The sequence below is a fragment of the Lentilactobacillus sp. Marseille-Q4993 genome (genome assembly GCF_951230165.1).
Lineage (GTDB): Bacteria > Bacillota > Bacilli > Lactobacillales > Lactobacillaceae > Lentilactobacillus.
The window spans coordinates 1-26,186 of the sequence record NZ_CATNVB010000002.1; the positions used below are offsets into that span (position 1 = coordinate 1).

General features: G+C 38.6%; 29 protein-coding genes and 1 riboswitch. Of the genes, 13 read left to right on the plus strand and 16 right to left on the minus strand.

Annotated elements, in window-relative coordinates; genetic code table 11:
• Nucleotides 1-157: 157 nt before the first annotated feature.
• Nucleotides 158-1,870, minus strand: a complete 1,713-nt coding sequence (locus QOW94_RS00860) for an NFACT RNA binding domain-containing protein (protein WP_283678162.1) — start codon at nt 1,868-1,870, stop codon at nt 158-160.
• Nucleotides 1,871-1,997: 127 nt separating this feature from the next.
• Between QOW94_RS00860 and QOW94_RS00865 the strand changes: the two genes are divergently transcribed.
• The 12 genes from QOW94_RS00865 to xerS all read left to right on the plus strand — a co-directional run bounded on the left by QOW94_RS00865 (nt 1,998) and on the right by xerS (nt 11,333).
• Nucleotides 1,998-2,411, plus strand: a complete 414-nt coding sequence (locus tag QOW94_RS00865) for a MarR family winged helix-turn-helix transcriptional regulator (RefSeq protein ID WP_283678163.1) — start codon at nt 1,998-2,000, stop codon at nt 2,409-2,411.
• A 40-nt stretch (nt 2,412-2,451) separates the two neighbouring features.
• Nucleotides 2,452-3,324: a DegV family protein gene (locus QOW94_RS00870; protein ID WP_283678164.1), complete on the plus strand. Its 873-nt coding sequence runs from the start codon at nt 2,452-2,454 to the stop codon at nt 3,322-3,324.
• A 103-nt stretch (nt 3,325-3,427) separates the two neighbouring features.
• A riboswitch (THF riboswitch) is annotated at nt 3,428-3,526 on the plus strand.
• 52 nt (nt 3,527-3,578) lie between these two features.
• Nucleotides 3,579-4,115 (plus strand): folate family ECF transporter S component, encoded by a 537-nt coding sequence (locus tag QOW94_RS00875; protein WP_283678165.1) that lies wholly within the window; start codon nt 3,579-3,581, stop codon nt 4,113-4,115.
• Nucleotides 4,116-4,191: 76 nt separating this feature from the next.
• Nucleotides 4,192-4,539 carry a dihydroneopterin aldolase gene (folB, locus tag QOW94_RS00880; protein ID WP_283678166.1) on the plus strand — a complete coding sequence of 116 codons (348 nt, stop codon included), beginning with the start codon at nt 4,192-4,194 and terminating at the stop codon, nt 4,537-4,539.
• A complete protein-coding gene (folE, locus tag QOW94_RS00885) occupies nt 4,540-5,616 on the plus strand; it encodes a GTP cyclohydrolase I FolE (protein ID WP_283678167.1) in 1,077 nt (358 codons plus the stop codon).
• Nucleotides 5,600-6,880, plus strand: a complete 1,281-nt coding sequence (locus tag QOW94_RS00890) for a bifunctional folylpolyglutamate synthase/dihydrofolate synthase (RefSeq protein WP_283678168.1) — start codon at nt 5,600-5,602, stop codon at nt 6,878-6,880. The genes folE and QOW94_RS00890 overlap by 17 nt, the downstream gene beginning before the upstream one ends.
• Before the next feature lie 11 nt (nt 6,881-6,891).
• Nucleotides 6,892-7,740 carry a dihydropteroate synthase gene (folP, locus tag QOW94_RS00895; protein ID WP_283678169.1) on the plus strand — a complete coding sequence of 283 codons (849 nt, stop codon included), beginning with the start codon at nt 6,892-6,894 and terminating at the stop codon, nt 7,738-7,740.
• Between the two features lie 9 nt (nt 7,741-7,749).
• The gene (locus QOW94_RS11090; protein ID WP_283678170.1) at nt 7,750-7,968 is read left to right on the plus strand and encodes a pterin-binding domain-containing protein; all 219 of its coding nucleotides are present in this window, start codon (nt 7,750-7,752) and stop codon (nt 7,966-7,968) included.
• A 22-nt stretch (nt 7,969-7,990) separates the two neighbouring features.
• Nucleotides 7,991-8,236: a hypothetical protein gene (locus QOW94_RS00905; RefSeq protein ID WP_283678171.1), complete on the plus strand. Its 246-nt coding sequence runs from the start codon at nt 7,991-7,993 to the stop codon at nt 8,234-8,236.
• Nucleotides 8,237-8,252: 16 nt separating this feature from the next.
• Entirely contained in the window at nt 8,253-8,522 is a 270-nt protein-coding gene (locus tag QOW94_RS00910; protein ID WP_283678172.1) for an NUDIX hydrolase, read from the plus strand.
• A 52-nt stretch (nt 8,523-8,574) separates the two neighbouring features.
• Nucleotides 8,575-9,525, plus strand: a complete 951-nt coding sequence (locus QOW94_RS00915; RefSeq protein ID WP_283678173.1) for a quinone oxidoreductase family protein — start codon at nt 8,575-8,577, stop codon at nt 9,523-9,525.
• A gap of 719 nt (nt 9,526-10,244) precedes the next feature.
• On the plus strand, nt 10,245-11,333 hold the full coding sequence (xerS, locus tag QOW94_RS00920; RefSeq protein ID WP_283678174.1) for a tyrosine recombinase XerS: 1,089 nt from the start codon (nt 10,245-10,247) through the stop codon (nt 11,331-11,333).
• Nucleotides 11,334-11,386: 53 nt separating this feature from the next.
• Here xerS and msrA read toward each other — a convergent pair whose 3' ends face one another.
• The 6 genes from msrA to parE all read right to left on the minus strand — a co-directional run bounded on the left by msrA (nt 11,387) and on the right by parE (nt 18,942).
• A complete protein-coding gene (gene msrA / locus QOW94_RS00925) occupies nt 11,387-11,905 on the minus strand; it encodes a peptide-methionine (S)-S-oxide reductase MsrA (RefSeq protein ID WP_283678175.1) in 519 nt (172 codons plus the stop codon).
• Between the two features lie 29 nt (nt 11,906-11,934).
• Nucleotides 11,935-12,363, minus strand: a complete 429-nt coding sequence (msrB, locus tag QOW94_RS00930) for a peptide-methionine (R)-S-oxide reductase MsrB (protein WP_283678177.1) — start codon at nt 12,361-12,363, stop codon at nt 11,935-11,937.
• Nucleotides 12,364-12,499: 136 nt separating this feature from the next.
• Nucleotides 12,500-13,426, minus strand: a complete 927-nt coding sequence (locus QOW94_RS00935) for a manganese-dependent inorganic pyrophosphatase (RefSeq protein ID WP_283678178.1) — start codon at nt 13,424-13,426, stop codon at nt 12,500-12,502.
• 33 nt (nt 13,427-13,459) lie between these two features.
• A complete protein-coding gene (locus QOW94_RS00940) occupies nt 13,460-14,434 on the minus strand; it encodes a LysR family transcriptional regulator (protein ID WP_283678179.1) in 975 nt (324 codons plus the stop codon).
• A gap of 99 nt (nt 14,435-14,533) precedes the next feature.
• Complete coding sequence (gene parC, locus QOW94_RS00945) at nt 14,534-16,969, minus strand: DNA topoisomerase IV subunit A (protein ID WP_283678180.1); 2,436 nt, start codon at nt 16,967-16,969, stop codon at nt 14,534-14,536.
• A gap of 14 nt (nt 16,970-16,983) precedes the next feature.
• Nucleotides 16,984-18,942 (minus strand): DNA topoisomerase IV subunit B, encoded by a 1,959-nt coding sequence (gene parE, locus QOW94_RS00950; protein ID WP_283678181.1) that lies wholly within the window; start codon nt 18,940-18,942, stop codon nt 16,984-16,986.
• A gap of 148 nt (nt 18,943-19,090) precedes the next feature.
• Here parE and plsY point away from each other — a divergent pair, with 148 nt between their 5' ends.
• Nucleotides 19,091-19,714, plus strand: coding sequence for a glycerol-3-phosphate 1-O-acyltransferase PlsY (gene plsY, locus QOW94_RS00955; RefSeq protein ID WP_283678182.1), 624 nt, complete (start codon nt 19,091-19,093; stop codon nt 19,712-19,714).
• A 97-nt stretch (nt 19,715-19,811) separates the two neighbouring features.
• Here plsY and QOW94_RS00960 read toward each other — a convergent pair whose 3' ends face one another.
• The 9 genes from QOW94_RS00960 to rpsP all read right to left on the minus strand — a co-directional run bounded on the left by QOW94_RS00960 (nt 19,812) and on the right by rpsP (nt 26,113).
• Nucleotides 19,812-20,684, minus strand: a complete 873-nt coding sequence (locus tag QOW94_RS00960; RefSeq protein ID WP_283678183.1) for an aldose 1-epimerase family protein — start codon at nt 20,682-20,684, stop codon at nt 19,812-19,814.
• Nucleotides 20,685-20,708: 24 nt separating this feature from the next.
• Nucleotides 20,709-22,118 (minus strand): ATP-dependent protease ATPase subunit HslU, encoded by a 1,410-nt coding sequence (gene hslU / locus QOW94_RS00965; protein ID WP_283678184.1) that lies wholly within the window; start codon nt 22,116-22,118, stop codon nt 20,709-20,711.
• Between the two features lie 12 nt (nt 22,119-22,130).
• Nucleotides 22,131-22,673: an HslVU peptidase proteolytic subunit gene (gene hslV / locus QOW94_RS00970; RefSeq protein WP_283678185.1), complete on the minus strand. Its 543-nt coding sequence runs from the start codon at nt 22,671-22,673 to the stop codon at nt 22,131-22,133.
• Nucleotides 22,657-23,607: a tyrosine recombinase XerC gene (gene xerC, locus QOW94_RS00975; protein ID WP_283678186.1), complete on the minus strand. Its 951-nt coding sequence runs from the start codon at nt 23,605-23,607 to the stop codon at nt 22,657-22,659. The genes hslV and xerC overlap by 17 nt, the downstream gene beginning before the upstream one ends.
• Before the next feature lie 149 nt (nt 23,608-23,756).
• A complete protein-coding gene (gene rplS / locus QOW94_RS00980; RefSeq protein ID WP_283678187.1) occupies nt 23,757-24,119 on the minus strand; it encodes a 50S ribosomal protein L19 in 363 nt (120 codons plus the stop codon).
• Between the two features lie 89 nt (nt 24,120-24,208).
• Nucleotides 24,209-24,994, minus strand: coding sequence for a tRNA (guanosine(37)-N1)-methyltransferase TrmD (trmD, locus tag QOW94_RS00985; protein ID WP_283678322.1), 786 nt, complete (start codon nt 24,992-24,994; stop codon nt 24,209-24,211).
• A complete protein-coding gene (rimM, locus tag QOW94_RS00990) occupies nt 24,984-25,511 on the minus strand; it encodes a ribosome maturation factor RimM (RefSeq protein WP_283678188.1) in 528 nt (175 codons plus the stop codon). Before rimM ends, trmD begins: the two co-directional genes overlap by 11 nt.
• A 66-nt stretch (nt 25,512-25,577) precedes the next feature.
• Nucleotides 25,578-25,823, minus strand: coding sequence for a KH domain-containing protein (locus QOW94_RS00995; RefSeq protein ID WP_283678189.1), 246 nt, complete (start codon nt 25,821-25,823; stop codon nt 25,578-25,580).
• Nucleotides 25,824-25,837: 14 nt separating this feature from the next.
• Entirely contained in the window at nt 25,838-26,113 is a 276-nt protein-coding gene (gene rpsP / locus QOW94_RS01000) for a 30S ribosomal protein S16 (protein ID WP_283678190.1), read from the minus strand.
• Nucleotides 26,114-26,186: the final 73 nt, after the last annotated feature.

Genomic DNA, 26,186 nt, shown 5'->3' on the forward strand with positions numbered 1-26,186 from the left:
GTTGTTATGGCTTTAAAAATATGGCCCATTTATTCATCAGAATCAGATTGATTCATGATTAGACAAAAAAAGCATCACCTTTCGGCGATGCTTCAGAAACTTCATCAATACGATTTGACTAAGTTCCGGAATTTTCCTAGGCCTTTTGATATTAGCATTATCTTTTTGATTGTAGTTTTTTAACTGCTGCTTCATCTGGATCAACAAGCACCGTGGTTTGACTGTCATAAATAACGTATCCTGGTTTTGTTCCATTAGGCTTTCTAATATGTCGAACCTGAGTATAGTCAACTGGAACTTTGGTTGAATCCCGAGCTTTTGAAAAGTAGGCAGCAAGATTTGCTGCTTCAAGCAGGGTTTCTTCACTTGGTTCATAACTGCGAACAATGACGTGAGAGCCAGGAATGTCTTTAGTGTGAAGCCAGTATTCCCGCTTATCAGCCGTGTGCATTGTCAACTTTTCATTTTGAAGGTTGTTTTTCCCAACCAATATTTCCGTTCCATCACTGGCGGTAAATACTTCTGGCTTGTTAATTTTCTGTTTACGTTTGTTTTTCTTCTGATGTTGCTCATGATTCTTGAGATAATTGCCCTGTTCTAATTCTAACCGAATATCTCTAAGATCCTCTGGATTTGCTAGCTCAATTTGTGATTCGATACTTTCAAAATAACTAATTTCTGCTTCAGTCGTTGAAATTTGATCATTCAAATAAGAAACGGCATTCTTCAGTTTTTGATACTTCTTGAAATACTTCTGAGCATTAGCTGAGGGGCTAATTTCGTTTGATAGGCTGATCTTGATTGGTGCGTTTTCTTCATAGAAGTTTGGTAACGTAACTGATGTATCTCCACGATTGACCTGACTTAGGTACGTAGTAAGAACTTCACCTTTGATTCTAAATTCGTCAGCGTGGTCTGTTTCGGCCATATCTTTCTTTAGGCGCTTTAATTTGGTCCGATTTTTTTTCAGTTGCTTTTTAACGACGTTGATTAGAACGGAACCTTGTTCGTGAACGCGGTCCTTTTGGGCTTTTTCTTCGTAGAAAACATCAAGTAATTCACTAAGGGTATCAAATTCCCGGTTATTTTTAATCTGCGGGTAGGCAAAGGCACTGAAATTTGGCTTGCCATTAGCAAGTTCCCCAAGACTAGGTTTGGGATCGGAAAATTTCGCAAAAAATTCAGTAAAGGTATTCTTTATGTCGTTACTTTGATGTAAACTAATTGCAAGTGCCAAAGATGTGTCATTACCAAGTCCTTGGAATGTTTTTCTTAAATTCTCCGCAAGCACATCTTGATTGGGGAATTGGCGCATTAAATCGGTAAGTTTATCAAAATCGTCAAACTCAAACGGATCAAGTAAGTCCTGTTTAGGAGGATTGATGTAAGTTGAACCTGGCAAAATTGTTCGGTAACGGTTAACGTCTGAACCAACGTGTTTAATTGCATCGATGACTTTGCTGTTAGCGTCATCCACTAAAATTACATTACTGTGGCGGGCCATAATTTCAACAATTAATAGCAGTTTTGTTTGATCGCCTAATTCGTTTCGCCCCGTAAAGTGAAACTTAAGGACCCTATCATTATCTAACTGGGTCACCTGTTCTAAAATTGAGCCACTAAGGTACTTTCTCATCACCATAGTAAAGTTATTAGGAACAGCGGGATTGGCCGCTGGAATGGTAGTTATTTGCGTTCTAGCATAATTGGGGTTAGCCGATAGAAGCACGGTTCTGTTTTTTCCATTAGCCCTAATCGTCACTAATAGTTCGTTAGGGTAAGGTTGATTGATTTTACTGACCCGACCTGTTGCTAGCAGATTGTTCAGTTCTTTTTTCATCGCGTGGGTGAAAGATCCGTCAAATGACATGAAAAATCCACTCCTTTCAATTAATCGCAACTTACAGTATAGCTTATTTTAATGAGAATGCGAATAGTAACCAATTTGTCTATAATCCCTAAAAAGGGTATACTAATTTTTCGGAGGTATTTTAAGAATGAAAAGTATTCTGTCAGGTCTACTTGATTCTGCTTCTTCATACAATCTGCATTTGTACAGGACAACTAAACAAAAGGAATTAACTGTATCTGAGTGGCGCCTTCTCGGTCACATTGTTGATGGCCTTGATACTCAGGAAAAGTTATCAGATTTTACTAGGTTGGATATATCTACATTATCTAGACAATTAAAGCGCCTATTTGAAAAAGAAATGGTAACCAAAGTCGCGGTTGGCAAAGACCGCCGACAATTGGTATATTCACCAACAGACAAGGGCAATAATGCTCTCCGTTCAATCAACGAAGAAATCAGAAAAGCAAATGATGTGGTTTTCAACCACTGGACCGAAGAAGAAAAAAAGTTGCTTAAAATCCTAATTAACCGACTAGATAAAAGTATTAATCGTCTCTAATGCTTAATACATACTTGACTAATTTATATAGGTGGAAAATATGAAAATTGCAATTGTGACTGACAGCACAGCGTATCTTTCTGAAGAAGAAATCAAAAAATACAATATTACCGTAGTACCAATGCCAGTCATTATTGATGGCAGGGAATATCACGAGGGTGTTGACATTACAACTGAGGAGTTTTATGAAAAACTCCTCAGTTCCGAATCGTTTCCAAGTACGTCTCAAGCACCGATGGGAGAGATGATCAACGTTTACCAATCTCTTGCTGATCAGGGATATGATACGGTGATTAGTATTCACTTGGCTAGTACAATTTCCGGAATGCTAAACTCAATCAAACAGTTGGCTCCTACAATTGAGAATATCAAAGTGATTCCATATGATTCCCAAATTACCGTTAAATTGATGGGTTACCTTGCAATTCAGGCCAGTAAAATGGCCGTTCTCGGAAGAACTCCATCGGAGATCATTAGCTACCTAGATGATTTAAGAAGCACAATGGATGAGTTGTTTGTGGTTGATGATCTGCAGAACTTGGTTAGAGGTGGCAGACTTTCTAATGCTTCCGCCTTTATTGGTGGTATTTTAAAAATCAAACCATTATTGACGTTTGATGATAATAGCCACGAAATCGTTGCCATTGAAAAAATTCGCTCCCGTAAAAAGGCTCTCAAGCGGGTTGAAGAATTATTCGAAAACGCTAGAAGTAAAGCAACTTATCCGTTAAGAGCGCTTGTCTTGGATGCCAATGATCCTAAGAGCGGTGAAGAATGGGCAGCTAGAATTTCCGAACTATATCCTGATATGCCAATTGAGCGTAGTTACTTTGGACCGGAAATTGGTACTCACCTTGGTAATAAGGCTTTAGCCCTTGCTTGGATTCGGGATTTTGACCAAGATAAACTATAATCATATATATTAAACACGAACAATAAACTCACTATTTCAACAGATATCAGTGATTTTGTTGTTTTTTTTATTTTCTGTGCTAGACTTAATCTTGTATTAAAAATTTGGAGTAGGGAATAACGCGTTAAGTGTCGAAGGAACGGAATGTGAACTTCGGACGAAAAGGTTTTTACCTTGCGGTGTTATTCTCGCATTCGCTAAATGTTTTGCGCGTTGAAATATTGGTGAACTCCTGCTTAGGAGATGTCATGATCATGAAGACAGCTAGTTTAGGTTTTACCAAGTTAAGAACGGTCGATATCGTTATGCTTGGATTATTGATGGCCCTTGGGTTAATTGTGGCAAAGTTTAATGTTGGCACTGAGTTTATTAGGTTAAACTTTGCATTTGTAATTACGGCAATTATGGCGTATTGGTACGGTCCGACTTGGGCGGGAACCATTGCTGCAATTAGTGATATTTTGGGTACGCTGATTGCAGGAACGACTTACTTCCCAGGTTTTACACTATCCGCTGTCCTGGGCGCTGTTTTGTATGGTATTTTTCTTTATGACAGAAAAGTATCCATTAAGAACGTTGTAGTTTCACAGCTGATCATCGCAGTGTTCGTAAATACAGTATTGAACACTCTATGGCTAACCGTGTTGTACAAGACACCGTTTGTTTCACTATTACCACTTAGACTTGCTAAGGAGTTGCTGGTTACTCCAATTCAAATGATTATTATTTGGATTGTTTTAAACCTACCTCAATTTAAGCAAATCACCAATCGGTTATTTTTAAATAGATAATAAAACAGCAAACACGGGTACTCCAGTATATGGACGTAAGTACCTGTGCTTGCTGTTTTTAATTTTGGAGGAAACTATGTATTATATTAGACTTAATAATTTGAGATTTCATAGTCATCTGGGAGTGTTACCTGAGGAAAAAGTGGTTGGACAGAACATTGAAATTGACGTTGAAATTAAGGTAAATGCCACGGTAAGTAACGATGATATCACAACTACAGTTAGTTACGCGGACATGCCAAAAATTATTCAATCAATAGTGACTGAGTCTAGGGTAAATTTGCTTGAAACGTTGGCTCAGACAATCATCGATCGACTAAAAGCGACTGACAGCAGAATAGCTGGCATTCGTGTTAAAATTAGAAAACAAAATTTACCATTAGACGTTGGACTAGATAACGTTGAAATTGAGGTGAGCGACTAAATGCAAGATAACATTATTCTCAGCCTAGGAAGTAATATGGGCAATCGAGAAGCGTTTTTAGATAGTGCCATTAATGCAATTGGCAACAATCCCAGGATTATGATTGTTAGTCAATCTAGTTATTATGAAACTACTCCCGTTGGTGAAATTAAGCAGGCGAATTTTATCAACGCTGCAGTTAATATCTCAACTACAATGACGCCCTTAGATTTGCTTGCAACTATTAACCAAATTGAACAAGATTTTCATCGTAAGCGTGATGTTCACTGGGGACCAAGAACACTAGACATTGATATCATTTTTTGGGGAACCCAACAGATTAACGAAGATAATTTAGTGGTACCACACCCAGAAGCATTTAATCGGTTGTTTGTTTTGGCTCCTGCATCAGAGGTATTACCAAAGGAATTTGCATATTACAATCAGATTGAGTCGACTATTAACTCGCTAAAAGAGCACACAAACCAACAATTCAGTAAAATTGCTTTGGAACATCATCATTCAGAGCAAATTCAGGCTAGTGTTAGGACTATTTTAGCAGCTATCGGGGACGATCCTGATCGGGCGGGACTGCTTGAGACCCCGTTACGGGTTGCAAAAATGAGTGATGAAATTTTCAGTTCTACTGGGCAAAGTAACTTCACTGATTATAAACTATTTCAAACAGATGAATCATCTAGTTCAAATATGGTTATGATGAGAAATATTCCGTTTTATTCAATGTGTGAACATCATATGATGCCATTTTTTGGCAAAGTTCACGTGGCTTATATCCCAAATAATGGCAAGATTATTGGGTTAAGTAAAATCCCGAGATTAGTGGATTTTGTAACCCACAAGTTAGGCCTCCAAGAGAAAGTAACTAGTGATATTCTTTCTCAACTCAATCAAATTCTTGAACCAAAAGGCGTTGCTGTGGTTGTTGATGCTCGCCATATGTGTGTTGAAATGCGGGGCGTAAAAAAAGCTGATTCTACAACTAGAACTTTTAGCTTTTCTGGTCAATTTGAAAATGATAATATTATAAAATCTGAGTTTCTAAACTCAATTGGTGATTTAAATGACCAATCATTATAGCGAAATCCCAGAAGGTTCTTTGTATAACCAGGGAGATCGGATTGGATTACTGAAAAAAGTTCTAAGTGAGCTGGGTAATCAAGACCGACAATTTAAGATAATTCACGTTTGTGGGACTAACGGAAAGGGCTCCACGGCAACCATGATTGCTAAAATATTAGCAGAATTGGGTGATAAAGTTGGCTTATTTATGAGCCCCGTTGTCGGACCACGTAACAGCGATATCTGCATTAATTTTGAATCGATATCGAATCGAGAAGTTAGAAATATTGAACACCGTGTCAATAATTTGCCAGCCTTAAAATCTGGCGATAAAAGGTTGTCACCCTTTGAAATGAGAGTAATTGTTGCAATTCTCTATTTTGCCTCAGGCGGGGTCGATTTCGCCGTCCTGGAATGTGGCTTAGGTGGCGAATTAGATGCAACTAATGCAGTTTTTACAACAATGTATTCAATTTTTACTCCAATTAGCCTGGATCATCTAGGCATATTAGGTGATACGCTAGCAGAAATTGCCACGGCAAAGGCAAAAATCATTCGTCCTAGCAACACAACCATTGTGGCTCCGAGTGAACCGGGAGTGGTTCAGTCTATAATTAGAAAAGAGGCCCTAGACAAGGGGTCGACTCTGATAATGGCTGATTCAATTGCTGTTACTAAAAACGGTAACAAGGTATCAGCAACGTTTGGTGATACCAATTATGAATTCAAGTTTGGCTTAAGTGGCAACTATCAACAAACTAATTTAAGAACTGTGCTTGCTTGGTTTATGAATTTTATCGACCGTCATTCTATTTCACAGGGTCCTCAGACTTTATTATCCAAAGCTTTAGGTGATTTAATGATTCCTGGCCGATTTGAAGAAATAAACAATACTCCAAAGATAATCGTTGACGGGGCTCATAATCCAGATGGCATTAGCTCCTTCAAGGAAACTGTTAGCAATGAGTTCATAACGCATGAGCTTATCATAGTTGTTGGCTTTTTGAAGGATAAAAACTATGTTAAATCAATGGCGGAACTAGCAACACTTAATAATCCCAGATTTGTCATAACTCAACCAATCAATGACAATAGAGCGTTAGCGGTTGGTACATTAGCGGAAACGGCCACTAACTTAGGCATGAAAATCGCTGGCAAAGAGTCTAACCCCCGTCATGCTATAGATAAAGCAATCAGTTTAGCGGAAGCAAACACCACCATATTTTGCGTTGGGTCATTTTACTTAATTAACCCAATTAGAGATTACATTTTAAACAAATAGGAGGGGTTAATTTGGACGTTCAACCCATCAACAATAATTTTAATAGTCGTGGCCACCTACAAATATCGATTTCAAACATCGATGATGATCATGGCAATGTCCTAAACTTGCTTAATACAAGTAATATCAATTACTACAGCATTGGTAAGACATTCGTTATCGATGATAGTAGATCGAAAATTACGAACTTTGCAAAACACTCCACAGCTTTTCCTAAAATATCTCACCAAATAACTAAGATTATCGACTCCAGTAAATTATATTTCACCGGTCGCAACTTTAGTTTTGATATTACCAGCAAACCTTTGATATACTCGATTTTGAATTTAACCCCAGATTCATTTTATGACGGTGGCGTTAATAACTCAGTTGATGGAGTTCTTCATCGAATTGAAACTGAACTTGAGCAAGGTGCCTCTATTTTTGAAGTGGGTGGCAAGTCCTCAAAACCGCATTTTGACGACATAAGTGCTAGTGAAGAATGGAATCGCTTAGTTCCTTATCTAAAGCAGATTCACCGTGAGTTTCCCAACTTGGTACTTGCAATTGACTCAAACACACCTGAAGTAATGAAGTATGCCCTAGACGATGGGATTCAAATTATAAATGATATCGATGGCTTTGATTCGAAAGAAAAATTAAATTTGGTGGAACAATATCAACCATCAGTGGTCTCAATGTTTAACGGCCGAAATTTTGACGAGCATCCTGACACATTAACTGATACAATGAATGGTTTTTTTGAGCAAAACTTAAAGGACTTGTTATCGACGGGGATTAAACCAGAGAACATCGTTTTGGATCCGGGGGTAGGCTTTTCTAACCATAATACGTTAACGTTTGATATGATAAAGATGTGATATACAAAGATGATGAATCAGTTTAACGTTCCAATAATGATTGCTATCTCTCGTAAGAGCTTTTCTAGTCGGCTATTTGACTTAGATAAAGCTGATGACCGCTTGATTCCAACACTACTGTTCGAAACATTGATGACGGTTTTTGGCGGCAGTCTGATCAGAACTCACGATGTCAAAGAAACTAAGATGCTGATTGATGCTTATGAAGAGATTAAATCTGAACTTTAGACTAGCTAGGTGGTGGTAATTGGTGAACTCATTAGCAAACTTTCTGACAAACGAAATTGATCAAGCGCTTGGGTCATTTTTTCCATGGTTAACGACTGGGAAACTAGAGAAAATGCGTAATGCACTGCTTACTATCCCAAGTGAAGATCTTACGAATCGAAAAACCCCATTTCATTTATCGGCTAGTGCGGTTGCATTTACTGCCAATAGCAAGATTTATTCTTCATCCGTATCTCAAGACTACGTTACTGCCAGCTGGTCATGTTGAATCAGGGGAAATACCGTTGCAAACTGCAATGCGCGAATTTCTTGAAGAAACTGGGATTTTCGCTATTCCGGCAATTGAACCAACATTGGTTGACGTCAACGTGATTGATATTCCTGCTAATCCAGTTAAAAACGAAGGTGCTCATAAACATCTTGACTTTCGATATTGGCTATATAGCTATGATGAATTTGGTAAGAATGCAGAACTACCAACAACTTTACTTACAGAGGATGAGGCTCCGGAAGAGTTTAAGCCTTATTTTAAGTTAATGGAGTTGAAAAAATAGGCTAAAGTTCATATCTTTGTAATATACAACCAATTAAGGAGTGTAATTTAACATGAAAGCTGCAATTTTAACCCAATATGGTAAATCACCGAAGTTTCAAGACATTAGCAATCCAGTTGCATCGAAGCAAAATGAAATTATTGCACATCCAATTGCATCGTCTGTGAAACAATTGGATATCATCAAAGCAGCCGGCAAACATTACACCAATTATGATCCGCTCCCAGCAATTATGGGAATGGATGGTGTAGTCAAACTTGGTGATGATAATCGGTTCTTTGCAATGGGAATTACTGGAATGATGGCTGAAAATGCCATCGTTGACAAAACTAAATTAGTTCCAGTTCCAAAGGGATTATCAAGTTCTGTTGCGGCAGCATTACCTAATTTACTTATGGGTTCAGATGTTGCGTTGACTGAACGAGGTGGCATAAGAAAAAATGACGTTGTATTTGTGAACGGAGCTACTGGATCAACGGGTATGATGGCAGTTCAACTTGCTAAATTTCATGGAGCTTCGCACATAATTGCTACTGGGAGAAACCAAAAAACCTTGGATCAATTAAAAGATTTGGGAGCAAATGAAACCATTTCTTTGAGTGGAACTGACGCAGAGATTGAAACATCAATCCAAAAGGCTTATGATGAGCATCCATTTGATATAATTATCGACTATCTTTGGGGTAAACCTGCAGAATTGATTTTAAACGCGTTTAAGAAGATAAAAGTAACCAAATCAGTTAAATATATTACCGTCGGCAATATGGCTGGTGCAGAAATTAATTTGCCGTCTCAAATTTTACGAAGTAAAGACATTCAGTTAATTGGATCTGGAATTGGTAGTTTTAAAGCTGAGATATTCCAAAGCTACTTAAAAACAGAATTACCAAAGATTTACGAGTATGCAGCTGCTGGCAATATAACTATTAACATTAACGAATTCCCGCTAAGTGAAATCGAAGATGCATGGAATGCAAAGGGCAGACCAGTAATTATAATTTAGTGTTATCGATTACCAGATGAAAATCTGGTTTTTATTTTGGGCTAAATTAGGGAGGTTAAACGTGAGAATTGAATTTATATATTTTACTTTACATAATATATATTATACGTAGAAGTAATATTTTTAAAAAATCTGCTGTAATATGCGAGAATGACAAATTCTGAGTAATCAAAAAATGATGCTTTCTGCATTTAGTGGAATTGAATTGAAATAATTTTATAGAGTTCTTTTTGAGATTACTCAATATCCATATCCAACTAATTCAAGTTAGATCTTTAGTTGCTGTTGCGAAGTACCTATAGCTTAGTTCAGTAAACCTAATTACCTTTAGAATCTGATTGATAAGTAAATTAGTAGTTGTTAGTTGTTCATCCAAAAAGTTAAATAAGGCGTCAGAATGCGCTTATTTAACGTCGAATTCAGCTGGGCAAACACTTGGGTTCAACTAATTAATCTTTATGCTTAAATCGAGTTAATCATCATAATCAACCAGATTTCATAGTCAGTTTGGACAACTAAGGTAAGCCAAAATGGCAGGCAAATTTTTTATATAAGAGGTAAGCAACAATTAAATCCAATATTTCCCTATTTACTGGTCACTAATCATCACGGTATAATGGTTTTATAGTTAACTTAATAAAATATCAGTTTTACTAAGTTATAAATTTATAAAAATTCGCCCCATCAAAAAATCCTTATTTTTGGAGGTTTTAATAATTTTGAAAAAATCTGATTACATAGTCCATAATGAAAAAATATTAACCGAGTTGCCGACCTTTGTTCATGATTATTACGTTGAAAAGTCTGCAGTTCCCTTGTCGCCAGCTACTCTTTATCAGTACCTAAACGAGTTTCATCGGTTCTTCACTTGGATGATTGATACGGGTATCACCTCAGCCGTTAATATTAAATCAATTACACTTACTGAACTTGAACATTTTAGAAAGCAGGATATGGAACTGTACAAGGCATTTCTCCTAAATCGTGTAAAACAAAATTCAAATCATGCCAGTGATTCTCTGTCTCACAGCACTGTAAATCGCTCTTTAAACGCGTTGTCAGCGCTATTTAGGTATCTAACCGAGGAATCTGAAACAGCTGATGGCGAACCTTATTTCTATCGGAATGTGATGAAGAAGATATCTCTGGTTTCAGATAGTGAAACTTATCAAACAAGAGCTAACAATATCAAAGATAAATTGTTACTCGATGAAAATGATAAAAACTTTTTAGATTTTATTATTCACGAATATCCAAAGCAGCTGAATGGCAAACGCAGTTTGAAAATGTACCAACGGGATCATGAACGAGACATTGCAATTATTGCAACTATGCTAGGAACTGGGATTCGAGTGTCTGAACTAACCAATGCTAATTTTGATGATCTTAACATTCATAAAAAGACAATTTCGGTTGTCCGTAAAGGTGGTAAACGGGATTTAGTCCCAATTGCTGAATGGGTTATTCCGTACATCTCACCATATTTAGAAATAAGAAGCAGCCGGTATTTTGCAACCCCCACTACCCCTTCCCTGTTCCTGACAAAGGCGGCTGAACGGCCACGTCGAATCACGCCAGCGTCCGTTGAACTACTAGTGGGTAAATACTCACAAGCGTTCAACAGCGTTAGAATCACTCCCCATAAGCTTCGTCATACCCTTGCCTCAAAACTATACTTAGAAACCCATAACGAACGACTAGTCGCCACTCAACTAGGTCAATCATCGACAAAGGCTACTAGTCTGTACACTCATATTGTCGATAGCACTCAACGAAAGGCTTTAAATAATATTCATAAGAAATCGTAGCAAAAAGACACAGGTAAAATCGCAGTTGCGGTCTTGTCTGTGTCTTACTTTACTTACTTATTCCAGTGGTCGTCAATAAACTTCGACCGACCACCCATCTCTTCCATTTGGAACCGAAGTGGATTTTTTTTGTAGAATTCTTGATGCTCTTCTTCAGCATCGTAGAATGGTTGAACGTCTTCAATTTTAGTAACGATTGGTTTGTCAAACATCTCACTGGCCTGCAGTTCTGCTTTAGACTTCTCAGCGATTTTTCGCTGTTCTTCATCCTTAACGTAAATCACTGGCCGATAGTTATCACCACGGTCTTGGAATTGACCCATTGCGTCTGTTGGGTCTGTTTGTTGCCAGTAGATTTGAACTAGTTTGTCATAGGAGATTACTTCTGGATCAAACGTAATCTTAACTGCCTCTGTATGACCAGTAGTGTGACTTGCAACTTGCTCGTAAGTCGGATTTTCAACGTGACCACCTGTATAACCAGAAACTACCTTATCAATTCCAGGCATCTCATCAAATGGCTTAACCATGCACCAGAAACATCCACCGGCGAAAATTGCTGTATCTTCCATCAATAAAACCTCCAACTTACTTTTATATATTATTTTACAAAAAGTTGCTTATATTCGCTATACCCTTTTTCATCAAGTTCATTCACTGGAATAAACTTAAGGGCGGCTGAATTTATGCAGTAACGAAGTCCGCCAGCAACTGCCGGTCCGTCAGGGAAAACATGACCTAAATGGGAACCCGCTTCTTTACTTCTAACTTCGTCACGAATCATTCCAAACGATTTATCAGTGTTGGTTTTCAAAGCCTGCTTGTCAATCGGCTTCGTAAAAGACGGCCAACCACAACCAGCATCATACTTATCCGTTGATGAGAAGAGTGGCTCACCACTAACAACATCAACGTAAATTCCGTCTTGATAGAAATTATCATATTCACCGGAAAATGGCATTTCAGTGGCTGCGTTTTGAGTAACCTCATATTGTTCTTTAGTTAGTCGCTTCTTTAGGTCTTCATCCATAAAAAATGCCTCCTGATATTAATTGATTGTACACAACTGATTATAGTTAGTATACTTTCTTTTCATCTAAAATACCAGTATCAGCGAATAAAAAAGCCCCAAAGCCAACTCAAACAAGGCCTAGGAGCTTAATTTATTAATCTAAGGCGTCAGTTAATTGTGGGACAACTTGCTTCTTCCGTGAAACAACACCTGGTAACTCAAGGGTTGAATCAGCAATCTTTTTGTTAAAGGCCTTTTCAACGGCTTCTGCAGGTTCGCCTAGAACAAACATCTTTGAATCACTGTTCAAGACGTTAGTGATTAAGACAAGGAATAAATCGTAGTTTTCTTCATCAGCTTCTTGCTTCATTGCAGCTAAAATGTCGCTTTTACGCTTCAAAATATCATCAAAATCAACAACATTAATTTGGTCGATCCGAATGTTTTTACCACCAAGATTGAATGATTTTGCGTCTGAATCAATTAATTCCTTATCAGACTTGGCATCTGTATTAGTACCTGCCTTCAACATTTCGATTCCGTACTTTTCGTAATCGATGTCAGCAATTTCTGCAAGGGTCTTAACGGCAATCCGATCCTTTTCAGTTGTTGTTGGTGACTTCAACAACAATGTGTCAGAAATAATGGCTGATAACATCAATCCGGCCAATTGAGCTGGAATTTCAACTTTTGCTTGGTCAAACAGGTTAGTTAAAATTGTGCTGGTACATCCAACTGGCTCAGCGTGATAGAACAATGGTTGAGTAGTCTGGAAGTTAGAAATTCTGTGGTGATCAACAACGTGAGTAACAGTTAATTTTTCAATGTCACTAACACTTTGTTGGAATTCGTTGTGGTCGACCAGCATTACTGAATCAACTTCTGAACTGGCCTCTTTAATAACTCGTGGGGTTGGTTCGTCGAAGTAATTCAATACAAACGCAGTTTCTGAGTTAGGTTCACCCAAGGCAACTGCCTCAGTATCATAACCAGTGTGATTCATAAGGTATGAGTAAGCCTTTGCAGCAACAATGGCGTCTGTATCAGGATTTTGGTGACCAAAAACTAATTCTTTTGACATGTGAAAATCTCCTTCTTACTTGTAATATAACTATTATAACTGTTCTTTATCGTCAATGAGGCGATCTGTAAAACTTTTTTTAGAAATAAACTCATTGAATTTTTCAAGGAATCGACCAATTCGAGGAATATCATTTTTGTTTTTTCTGAAAACAAATTCGAGGTCAAACTTAACTTTTGGTTCAAACTCAGCAGTGTATGCTCCCTGTTCCTTTAATGATTCTGGGTCTAGACTAAGCAGGTACGATTTTGGCAATGCAGTATTAGCGTTGGTATTCAGCGCGAATTTAAGAATCTGCTCTGGCATTGTATAGCGTGCGGTAACGTGTGGAACGTCAACCATGTTGTTCTTGAATTGTTCTCTAAGCGCAACGTTCAAGTAATATCCCTGCGGATACATAACCCATGGGCGACTGCCAATTTCTTGGATACTAATACTCTTCTTTTGTGCCAAAGACTCGTCATGATGGATAAAAATTAAATCATCAGAAATAATCTTCTCAGAGCTATATGGCTTCCAATTCTTAATTGATTCGTCAGGTAAGTACATAATTGCTAAATCAATCTTGTTGTTTTCCAGACTTTCCCAGATTTCTTTTCTAGTAAGCATATGAATGTTGATTACCAAATCAGGATTTTCTTTATACAGTTCTAGTGCAAAATCTTCAAATACCTTAGTCTCAATTGAAGCTAAAATTCCAAGGTTGATTTCACCAGTCGTTGAACTAGTGGCTTGTTGAATCTCGTCGGTTGCTTCGTTGAGTAAATCATAAATTTGGTGAGTCGTTTTTAGCATTATGATTCCAGCATCGGTTAACCGAAGTTTCTTCCCAACTGAATAAAAAAGTGGAGTACCAACTGTTCGCTCAAGCTTTTTGATTTGTTGAGTTAATGCAGGTTGAGTAATTCCCAGGATTTGGGCTGTTTGGGTGTAGTTCATCGTCTCAGACAGCTGAAGGAAGTATGAAAGAGTTTTTGAGGAAAAAATATTTTCCTGTGTTGTTTTCATTTTGAATCTCCTTACCACTTATAATAAATTTATGTTATCACTACTATAATTCAAAATTTATATATATTCAAATGAATTGTTGCCAAAAACAACAGAAAGTTAATTGTCGATTACTTCATTGGGCTTATTTCTAATAATTTCAGGAGTTCCTTCAGTGGCAACATCAATCACAAATGAACCATTTGAGTAACGTCCACCTAGGGAGTAATCAGTTGGCAATATATCATGGAACTTTCTCCTAGAGGTAATCACTTCCAGCGGTTGTTCATCAGCCGTTAAAACAGCAAAATCAACGATTCTATGCGGATCGCGCTTTAGTTCTCGGAGAATGTTAACTCCCTTTCGGGCCCTGGACGTGCTTGAGATTTCCTTGACGGCAATTTTCTTAAATGATCCTCGCTGGGTAACAAGTCCTAGGACGGAATTATCATCAACCACTTGAAAATTAGTAACTTCGTCATCTTCACCAAGATTCATTGATTTAACCCCAGCAGTTCTCGCACCAAACGTAGATACTTCATCAAGATCAAATCTTAAGGCCAACCCTAATCTAGAAATCAGAATAATTTGCTTGCCATCCGGTTCTGCATTGTACTTGACGCTAACAATTCTGGAATCGTCATGCTTCATTTTATTAAACATGTACGCATGCTTTTTATATGTCCGACCTGGCGTTAGTTCACTAAACTCAACCTGTTTGATCAAACCATCGTTGGTTGCAATCAAGAATTTACCCTGTTGCTTTAAGTCTGTGAAACTAAAGGTCGCAACGATCTCCTCGTCTGAATCCAAACCAATCGTCTGGGAAATATGTTCACCAGTATCCTTCCATTTCACGTCGGAAATTTCAAAGATTGGTCTGTAAATCAAATTACCCTTGTTCGTAAACATAAACAAATGATCCCGAGCGTTTACCTTCTCCATGAAGATTGGATAGTCTTCATCTTTTAAACCAGTCTCGTCACTAGATGCTGTATACGAACGTAAGCTACTCCGCTTGATATAACCATCATGACTAACTAAAACCACCACGTCTTCATCAGGGACGATGACGTCTGTATTGATCTTAATATCGGAGATTTTTTCTTGAATCTCAGTTTTTCTATCATTCCGATATTCCTTAGCAATTTGCTTAAGTTCCTTAGCAAGAACCCGGTTTAATTCCTTAGGGTCATCAATGATTTTGTTATATTCAGCAATCTTCGCTGCCAAATCTTCGCTTTCCTTCTGAAGTTCAGTAACGTCAGTATTAGTTAATCTGTAAAGTTGTAAAGCAACGATTGCATCAGCTTGTTTTTCAGAAAAATCATACTGTTTAACTAAGTTATCCCGGGCATCCTTACGATTGTTAGAAGCTCGAATCGTTTTGATTACATCATCCAAAATCGAAAGAGCCTTGATTAGACCATCAACGATATGCTGACGATCTTTGGCTTTGTTCAAATTGTAAGTTGTCCGTTTCTTGATTACTTCTTGTTGGAATTCGAGGTAGGACAGAAGAATTTTCTTCAGTGATAGCCTTTCAGGCCGCATATGGTTAATTGCGACCATATTAAAGCTATACGAAATTTGTAAGTCAGTGTTTTTAAACAGGTAGTTTAAAACCCCGTTTGAATCAACATCTCGTTTAAGCTCGATTACAATTGAAAGTCCGTTACGGTCAGTCTGATCTCGAACTTCCGCAATCCCATCAATCTTTTTGTTCAGCCTAATTTCATCAATTCGTTTAACCATTTGGGCTTTATTAACTTCATAAGGAATTTCCGTAATTACGATCTGAGATTTGTTACCGCGAAGATTTTCAATACTAGTCTTGGCCCGAACGATAATCTTCCCGTGACCAGTTTCGTATGCCTTCTTTATGCCGTCAATTCCCTGAACGATTCCACCAGTCGGGAAATCAGGACCCTTAACAAACTGCATCAAGTCGTCTAAAGTAGCGTCTTTATGCTTTTGTAAGTACAAGACAGCATCAATTACCTCACCTAAATTATGAGGGGGAATATCCGTTGCATATCCCGCCGAAATACCAGTTGACCCATTTACTAATAAGTTGGGGAATCTTGATGGTAAGACAGTTGGTTCGTACTCCGTATCGTCGAAATTGAGAACCCAATCGACCGTATCTTTATCGATATCACGCAACATTTCAGTAGAGATTTTACTAAGACGTGCTTCGGTATATCGCATCGCAGCAGCAGGATCGCCATCCATTGAACCATTATTTCCGTGCATTTCAATCAACGGTTCTCTAAGTTTCCAGTCCTGACTCATTCGCACCAGGGCTTCATAAATAGAACTATCACCATGAGGGTGAAAATTACCCATGACGTTACCAACCGACTTGGCTGACTTTCTAAAGCCCTTGTCATAAGTATTACCATCTTTGTTCATTGCATAGAGAATTCGTCGTTGTACAGGTTTCAACCCGTCCCTAATATCTGGAAGGGCCCGTTCCTGGATAATCGATTTCGAATAACGAGAAAACCGTTCTCCCATTACTTCCTCAAGCGTAAGTTCTTCAACTTTACTCAAAAAGAACTCCCCTTTCATTCATTAGAAGTATTATCCAAAATACTTCCTTCTTCTTCTAGATTGAATTTAACGTTACTTTCGATCCACTTTCTTCGGGGTTCAACTTTATCACCCATCAAAGTAGTAACCCGGCGTTCAGCAAGAGCGGCATCCTCGATCCTAACTCTAATCAATGTTCTTGAATCTGGATCCATGGTTGTCTCCCACAGCTGGTCTGCGTTCATTTCTCCTAAACCTTTGTATCGTTGCAAACTATAACCCTTACCAAACGCTTTTGAGTCCTTTGCTAACTCTTCATTTGTCCAAGCATACTTGGTCTGCATTTTCTTCCCAGTTCCTTTTTGGAGACGGTACAGTGGCGGCAGTGCGATATAAACCCGGCCAGCATCGATCATTGGCCGCATGTATTTATAGAAGAACGTTAGCAACAGAATCTGAATATGGGCACCATCATCATCAGCATCAGTCATGATGATGATCTTATCGTAATTCGCATCCTCAATCTTGAACTCAGCACCAACGCCAGCACCAATTGTATAAATCATGGTGTTGATCTCTTCGTTTTTCATGATGTCTTCCAGTTTAGCTCGCTCAGTATTTAGAACTTTTCCCCTTAAGGGAAGAATCGCTTGGTAACGCCGGTCGCGTCCTTGTTTTGCGGACCCACCAGCAGAATCACCTTCGACCAAGAACAGTTCGTTCTTACTGTAGTCCTTTGACTGGGCAGGAGTAAGCTTGCCAGATAGCAGGCGTTCCTGCTTCTTTTTATGCTTTCCATTTCGGCTTTCGTCTCTTGCTTTTCGGGCAGCTTGACGGGCCTGACGAGCCCGCAGTGCCTTATGGACAAGGGTCTGGGCAAACTCACCATTTTCCATTAAGTAATAGCCGAGTTGTTCAGATACGACACTGTCAACGATAGATCTAGCTTCTGGAGTCCCAAGTTTTTCCTTAGTCTGGCCTTCAAACTGAAGGATTTCTTCTGGAATTCTTAGTGAGATGATTGCTGACAACCCTTCACGAACATCAGAACCATCAAGGTTTTTATCTTTATCTTTGAGCAAATTGATTTTCCGAGCGTAGTCATTGAACGCCTTCGTCCATGCGTTTTTCAGTCCTGACTCGTGAGTTCCACCATCTTTAGTTCTAACGTTGTTAACGAAGGATAATAGCGTCTCCGAGTAGCCGTCATTGTATTGAGCAGCAACCTCAACTTCAACGCCATCCTTTGTCCCATCGAAGTACATAACGTCTCCGAGGGTGTGTTTGTCCTCGTTAAGGTAATTAACAAACTCCTTAATTCCCTCTTCGTAATGGTAAGTCTCAGTTTTTTCAGGGTCAGTCCGTTCATCAGTCAAAGTAATCTTGGTATCTTTAAGCAAGAACGCTGCTTCTCTAAGTCGTTCAGAAAGGGTGCCAAAATTGTAAACGGTACTAGTAAAAATTGATGAATCCGGTTTGAACGTGACAGTGGTCCCGGGTTTGTCAGTTGTTTTACCTAACTTCTTCAGGGTACCAACCGGGTGGCCACCGTTTTCAAAATGCTCTTCATATTTTTTACCATCACGAACAATTGTTACCGTAAGTGAAGTAGATAGGGCGTTAACGACACTAGCCCCAACGCCATGAAGCCCCCCTGACGTTTTATAACCACCTTGGCCAAACTTACCACCGGCATGCAATTGAGTGAAAATCACCTCAGCAGTCGGTTTTCCTGACGCGTGCATACCAGTTGGCATACCACGGCCATGATCAACGACGGTAATACTATTGTCTTTATGTATTATGACGTTGATTTCCTTACCATAACCCGCAAGAACTTCATCGACAGCATTATCGACAATTTCGTATACAAGATGGTGTAATCCCCTCGAATCGGTTGAACCGATATACATTCCTGGTCGCTTACGAACGGCGTCCAAGCCCTCTAATATCTGAATCGAGGAATCATCATAACGTGATGTTTGCTTTCCCATTTTATCTGACTCCTTTTTCTGCAATCTATTTCATAATACATTAAAAATATTGGTTTGAAAACGAAATTTTATTGGCTAACCTTTGTTTCCATGCTAAAATAATAGGCGTTTTCACAAATATATTCACAAGGAATATGAGGTTATTATTTTGGATTCTAACGTTTTAGAAATTATTGGCATGGTTATTATCGCCTATCTCCTTGGTTCCATTCCCAGCGGAGTTTGGATTGGTAAACTGTTCTATCATGTTGACATTCGCCGCCACGGTTCCGGCAACATTGGAACTACCAACACGTACAGAGTTCTTGGGCCAATCGCTGGATCGATCGTTTTGGTAATGGATATCTCCAAGGGAGCTCTTGCAACCTTACTACCAACCCTCCTAAATAACAATACGATAAATCCACTGGTTTTTGGTTTATTTGCTATTTTAGGCCATACTTTTTCCATCTTTGATAAGTTTAAGGGTGGTAAAGCTATTGCCACCAGTGCGGGGATGCTACTTGCATACCGGCCAATCCTTTTCTTGATTGCCGCCGGCCTTTGGATATCATTGATTCTAATTACTAGTACAGTGAGTTTTGCAAGCATCTTTGCCTTTATCACAATTACCATCATTATTTACTTTACTCATGATATCTTCTTAAGTGTTTTAGCTACCATTTTGTGTATCTTTATCATCTATCGACACCGGGAAAATATCAAACGAATGCTCAACGGTACGGAAAGCAAAGTTAATCTTGGCTTCCCGTATTGGTTTGGTAAAAAGTAAATCAATTATAACAATCACAGTTAAATCAAACTTAAAAACCCGAGAATGTAGTTTAAGGATAACCAGATTCCTTAAATATCATTCCCGGATTTTTTATTTAGAAGAATGTTAGTTCAAAACTAGCCGTAAACTGTTCATCCTTGTTAGTTAATTTGTTAATTGCAAACTTATCATCCAACTTACCAGTAGCGTCAACCGTATCAGCAAGCCCCCACCATGGCTCAATACATGCAAATGGGGATTCCTTAGGGTATGGTGACCAAATACCGACAAAGGGTGCGTCTTCGAGATGCAATGACACACCATGATCGTTGCTATTGTTGCTTAGCATAACCGTAGTAGGTTTATTCTTAAGATTAAGCACTTGGGCATCACTATTAAACCATTCATGGTCTAAATACTTAGGCTTACTAAAGTCAAGTTCAGAAACGTCATTAGGGTCACTGTATGGTGGCTTTAACGGCGTTTTTTCATACTTACCCTTAGGGGCTACTGAAACAAAGTAGTCATTAAATGAGCCTTCATCAGTCAATGGGACATTGAATCCAGGATGAGCCCCAATTTGAAACAGAATCTCTCCGTCAGTCTTATTGATTAGAGTAATCCTTTCACTTAATTGATGATCACTCAAATCAAATTTTACATTTAATTCAAAGTCAAATGGGTAGACTTCCCGAGTCTGATCATCAGAAACTAACTGAAACTCAACCGATGTATTTGACTTATCAGTAACGGTAAAATCCCGATCCCGAGCAAACCCATGTTGGCTCATTGAGTAAATTTTTCCCTGATATTCAAACTGGTTATCCTTCAACCGACCAACAATCGGGAATAGAATTGGGGCGTGACGCTTCCAATACTCAGGATCAGCTTGCCACATATATTCAATTCCATCACCAATAACACTTGTTAATTCGGCCCCGTGTTCGTTTATAGTAACGGTTAAGTATTCATTCTTCAGCGTTTGCATCATGCAGCTCCTTTTCTCCACTTATTAAAGGATATATCGAGATAGGTCCTTGTTTTCGGCCAATTTACCAACTTTATCTTGAACATATTTTTCAGTGATTTGAATTTCACCCATCTGCATATCTGGGCCTTCATATAGAATATCTTCAAGCAGTTTTTCCAATATTGTGTGTAACCTTCTGGCACCAATATTATCAGTGTTGTGGTTCACATCAGCCGCAATCTCAGCGATTTTGTTAATCGCTTCAATCGTAAACGTAATGTTAATATTATCGGTTCCAATCAATGCCATATATTGTTTAACTAGAGCATTATTAGGTTCAGTAAGGATTCTAACGAAGTCTTCCTTGGTCAAATCATCCAATTCAACCCTAATTGGAAATCTTCCTTGAAGTTCCGGAATCAAATCAGATGGTTTAGAGGTTGCAAACGCACCCGAACCAATAAACAGTACGTGGTCAGTTTTTACTGGGCCATACTTTGTGTTAACCTGTGAGCCTTCAACAATTGGTAAAATGTCTCGCTGAACCCCTTCTCGAGAAACTTCACCACTGTTTTGAGAATTACCACCAGTTATTTTATCGATTTCATCAATGAAAATAATACCAGTGTTCTCCGCTCTAACAATTGCATTATGATAGAGGTCTGCCTGATTAACCAATTTTTCAGAAGCCTCATTAATTAAAATTTCTCTAGCTTCCCGGACGGGAACGGTTCTCTCAATCTGCTTCTTAGGCATTAAACCAGATAAGGTTTGGTTTAGATCGATACCCATTTGGTTCATCATCGAGTTATTACCAGCTAGTTGTGATGACGGATCATCAACTTTGATTTTAACTTCTTCATCTTCTAACAAACCTGCACGCAGTTTATCTGAAACGGACATCCGCTTTTCACGCACATCTTCCGTAACATCTTCTTCACCATCATCAGCACCAGGCATTTCACCGTTTTGCATTGATGAGAACATATCCATGATGTTTTGCATGTCATTTTTCCGGTTTTTCTTGCGTTCAGCAGGTACAAGTAACTTAACAAGCTGGTTGTTAGCATCCTTAACCGCATCAGTTCTCACGTTTTTGTATGCCTCAGTCCGTTCGATTGCAACTGCGTTTTCTACAAGGTCTCTGACCATGGATTCCACGTCAGAACCAACGTAACCAACTTCAGTAAATTTAGTAGCTTCCACTTTAACGAATGGAGCGTTGACGATTTTAGCTAACCGTCTTGCAATTTCGGTTTTACCAACACCAGTAGGTCCAATCATTAGTAAATTCTTTGGTGAAATTTCATCCTGCATGTCTTTAGATAACTGCATTCGCCGATACCGATTTCTAAGGGCAACCGCAACTGCCTTCTTTGCATCCGACTGGCCGATAATATATTGGTCTAAAACTTCAACAATTTGTTTTGGGGTTTGAGTAGATTCAGTCAATTAAAGTCTCTCCTATATCTCTTCAGAAATAACATTCTGGTTAGTAAAAATATCAATTGAGCCGGCAATATGAATTGCAGCCTCAGCAATTTCCTTTGCACTCATATCTTGAGCGTGGTGTTTCATGGCCGTAGCTGCCGCTAAAGCAAAGTTCCCACCTGAACCGATGGCTAAAATATCATCATCTGGTTCAATTACTTCTCCTGAACCTGATACTAATAGCAAGTCCTTATCGTTCATGACAATCAACAATGCTTCAAGCTTTTGTAACGCTTGATCTTTACGCCAGTCTTGTGCTAACTCAACTGAGGCCCGCTTAAGATCGCCATCGTACTGGCCAAGTTTCTTTTCAAATCGTTCTTCCAAATTGAACGCATCTGCAACACTACCTGCAAAGCCGACAACTACCTTGCCTCCAAAGATACGACGAACTTTATGGGCAGTTCCCTTCATGATTACTTTTTCGCCCATCGTTACCTGACCGTCACCGGCCATCGCTAAGTGACCGTTATGGCGAACGGCACAAATCGTGGTTGCTTCAAATTTTACTGTCATTATTTTCCTCTTCCTCTTTCTTTTTTGTTCTGGGAAAGAATTTGTTATAATCCTTCATCAAATGTGATTGAGTTACGTGAGTATATATTTGCGTAGATGATAAGCTAGCATGTCCCAACAACTCCTGCACTGACCTCATATCTGCCCCTTCATCTAACATCTCAGTTGCAAAGGAATGGCGGAGCATATGGGGATGAATATCAGTAGTCAAATTACTAATTTTGACTATGTGGTCCAAAATATACTCGATTCCTCGGGGTGTCAACGGTTTTCCTAATTTATTAATAAACAAGAAATCGTGAGACTCCCCTTTGTCCTCCATTAAAGATGATCTTAACGGTAAATAATTTCTTATTGCTTGGCTTGCATAGTCACCAAACGGTACATATCGCTGCTTATTGCCTTTTCCTTGAACTAATATGACCTTATCGGCTAAATTTAACCGTTCTAAAGTGATTCCCGTGCATTCGCTTACCCGAACCCCGGTTCCGTACAGCACCTCTAGAATCGCGATATTTCGTAATTTTAAGGGGTTCTCATCATCTGAATTTGCCGCCCTAAACAGTTCTTCCATCTCTTCTTTGTAAAAGAAACGGGGGAGTCGCCGATTATTAGTCTTTAGATGGATATATTCAAAGGGGTTTTTAGTAACAATCTCGTTTTTGACCAAATAAGCATACAGAGAACGTAACGCTGAAACCTTCTGGGCAATCGAATTTTTAGCGTAGTCTTTGTCATATAAATAGGTCAAATACGATTCCACATCGTACGAATCAACATCTACAAGTTGCTTTGAATCTTTATCAACTTGGTTTAAAAACTTTTCAAACTCCGAAATATCATTTGAGTACGCGGTAATCGTATCATCCGAGTATTTCCGCTCGTTTTTTAAGTATTTTAAAAACCACTGCATCTGCGTATTTTTGCTTGTCATTACTTTCACCTAGTTCCTAAATGAAAAAGTCCACTCTATTAATAATAGCAAATCTTTAAAATGATTGCGCCTTCAATCCTTATTTTTTAACTAATTCTAATCAAATAAAAAAAGCCAAGCTCATAAAGAACTTAGCTTCCATATTTGAATTACTTTCTTGCTCTACGTGATTCAGGAATCCGAGCGGCCTTACCTTGTAATTCGCGCAAGTAGTAAAGCTTAGCACGACGTACACGACCCTTACGGACAACTTCAATCTTATCAACACGTGGTGAGTGAAGTGGGAAAATACGTTCAACACCAACACCATTACTGATCTTACGAACAGTATAAGTAGCTTGGATGCCAGAACCCTTTCTCTTGATAACTACACCTTCGAACAATTGGATACGTTCACGAGTACCTTCAACAACCTTAACGTAAACCTTAACTGAATCACCAGCACGGAATTCAGGAATGTCATTACGTAATTGTTCGTTGTTGAGCTTTTCGATTAATTGATTTTGTCGCATAAACAAATCTTCCTTTCACTAACATTCATTATCTTGTTTGACAGCGGAATGTTGTTTTGCGGCTCACGCCAAAAATAATAATATCATATCTATTTGTCATCTGTAAAGGGATCATTCTTGATATCAGAATTTTCTTCCTCTATCCTAACGTCAGCCAGCAACCGTTTTTGCAGGTCAGTAAGTTTGCTATGATCAATTAAATCAGGCCGTCTGAGATAGGTTCTTCTGAGTGATTCCTTTTGATTCCACTCAAAAATCTTCTTGTGATCACCATTCATTAATACTTCGGGAACTTTCATTCCTCGGTATTCTGCTGGTCGAGTGTATTGAGGCCCTTCTAATAATCCCGTTGAAAACGACTCCGTAACGGCTGATTCATCGTTACCAAGGACCCCAGGAATTAGTCGTGAAATTGCATCAATCATTACCATTGCGGGTAATTCGCCACCAGTAAGAACATAATCACCGAGTGAATACTCGTCCGTCACAATGCTACGAATACGTTCATCATACCCTTCATAGTGCCCACAAATAAATGTTATGTGATCCTCACTAGCTAACTTTTCGGCCTCATGCTGATTAAACTGTTTACCAGCCGGATCCATTAGAATTACTTTTCCCTTACTGATTCCAGCAGATTCAGCTTTATCACTAATAGCATCAAATGCATCAAGAATAGGTTGAGCTTGCAAAAGCATACCTGCCCCACCACCAAACGGATAATCGTCAACATGACGATGCTTATCCTTGGTATAGTCACGGAAATTAGTAACTTCAAGTTCGAGAATGTCGTTTTCGATTGCTTTTCCTAAGATAGAGTTATGCATTGTTTCGCCAAACATTTCTGGGAATAGGCTTAAAACATCAATCTTCATCATCTAGTCCTTCCGGTACATCTACAGTCACTTTGCCTGCATCCAGATTTACATCAAGAATAACCGAGTCAATTTTGGGAAGCAGGAGATCTGACTTCCCCTTTCTTTTAACTACCCAGACATCATTTGCCCCTGGAGCCAATATTTCCTTGATTGTACCAAGAGCCGACCCCTCTTGGTCAACAACAGTTAATCCAATAATTTGATGATAGTAATATTCTCCCTCAGCTAAATCTTCGTTTGAGAGTGCAGTTTCGTCTACCATTATTTCTGAAGGTTTTAAAAATTCAATATCGTTAATTGATTCGTAACCCTTAAAGTGCAATAAAATAAAGCTTTTGTGTTTCCTTACTCCATCAATTTCCAATTTAATCAACTTTTCACTGGTTGGGGTTTTTGCAAAGATGACGTTTCCCTTTCTGAACCGTTGTTCTGGAAAGTCGGTGATGGCAATAACTCGAACTTCACCCTTTAGCCCCTGGGTGTTTACAATTTTTCCAATGTTAAAATAATCCATTTGATCCTCCGTATAAACAAAAAAGCTCTTAAACAAAACGTCGGTTTCGAATAAGAACTTTAATATTTAGTCTTCACTGTCGTCAACGACTAGCCTAATCTTTTTACCGTCTACTGGAATACTGTAAACAAGGGTCCGAATCGTTTGGATAACGTGCCCGTGCTTACCAATGATTCGACCAACATCATCCTTACTTAAGTGAAGATGATATTCGTTGAAACGATCAGATTCTTGATGACTGATGGATATTTCATCCTTATCATCGACTAATGGTGTAACAATAGTCTTAATTAACTTATCAACGTCGACCATGTTGAATCACTCGCTTACTTTTTTGAGTATTTAGCTTCGTGATACTTCTTCATGATACCTGCATCAGATAACAAGTTACGAACAGTATCTGATGGTTGAGCACCGTTATTTAACCAGTTAAGGATTGAATCTTCTTCCAAAGTAACCTTGGCTGGATCAGTTAATGGACTGTAAGTACCAACGTTTTCGATGAAGCGACCATCACGAGGGCTACGTGAGTCAGCAACAACAATTCTATAAAATGGACGCTTCTTTGAGCCCATACGCTTTAAGCGAATTTTAACAGACATGCATAATTCCTCCTATAATGTTTTAACGTATAATAATATACCAACAATTTCGAACCTTGTAAAGGTTTTTTTC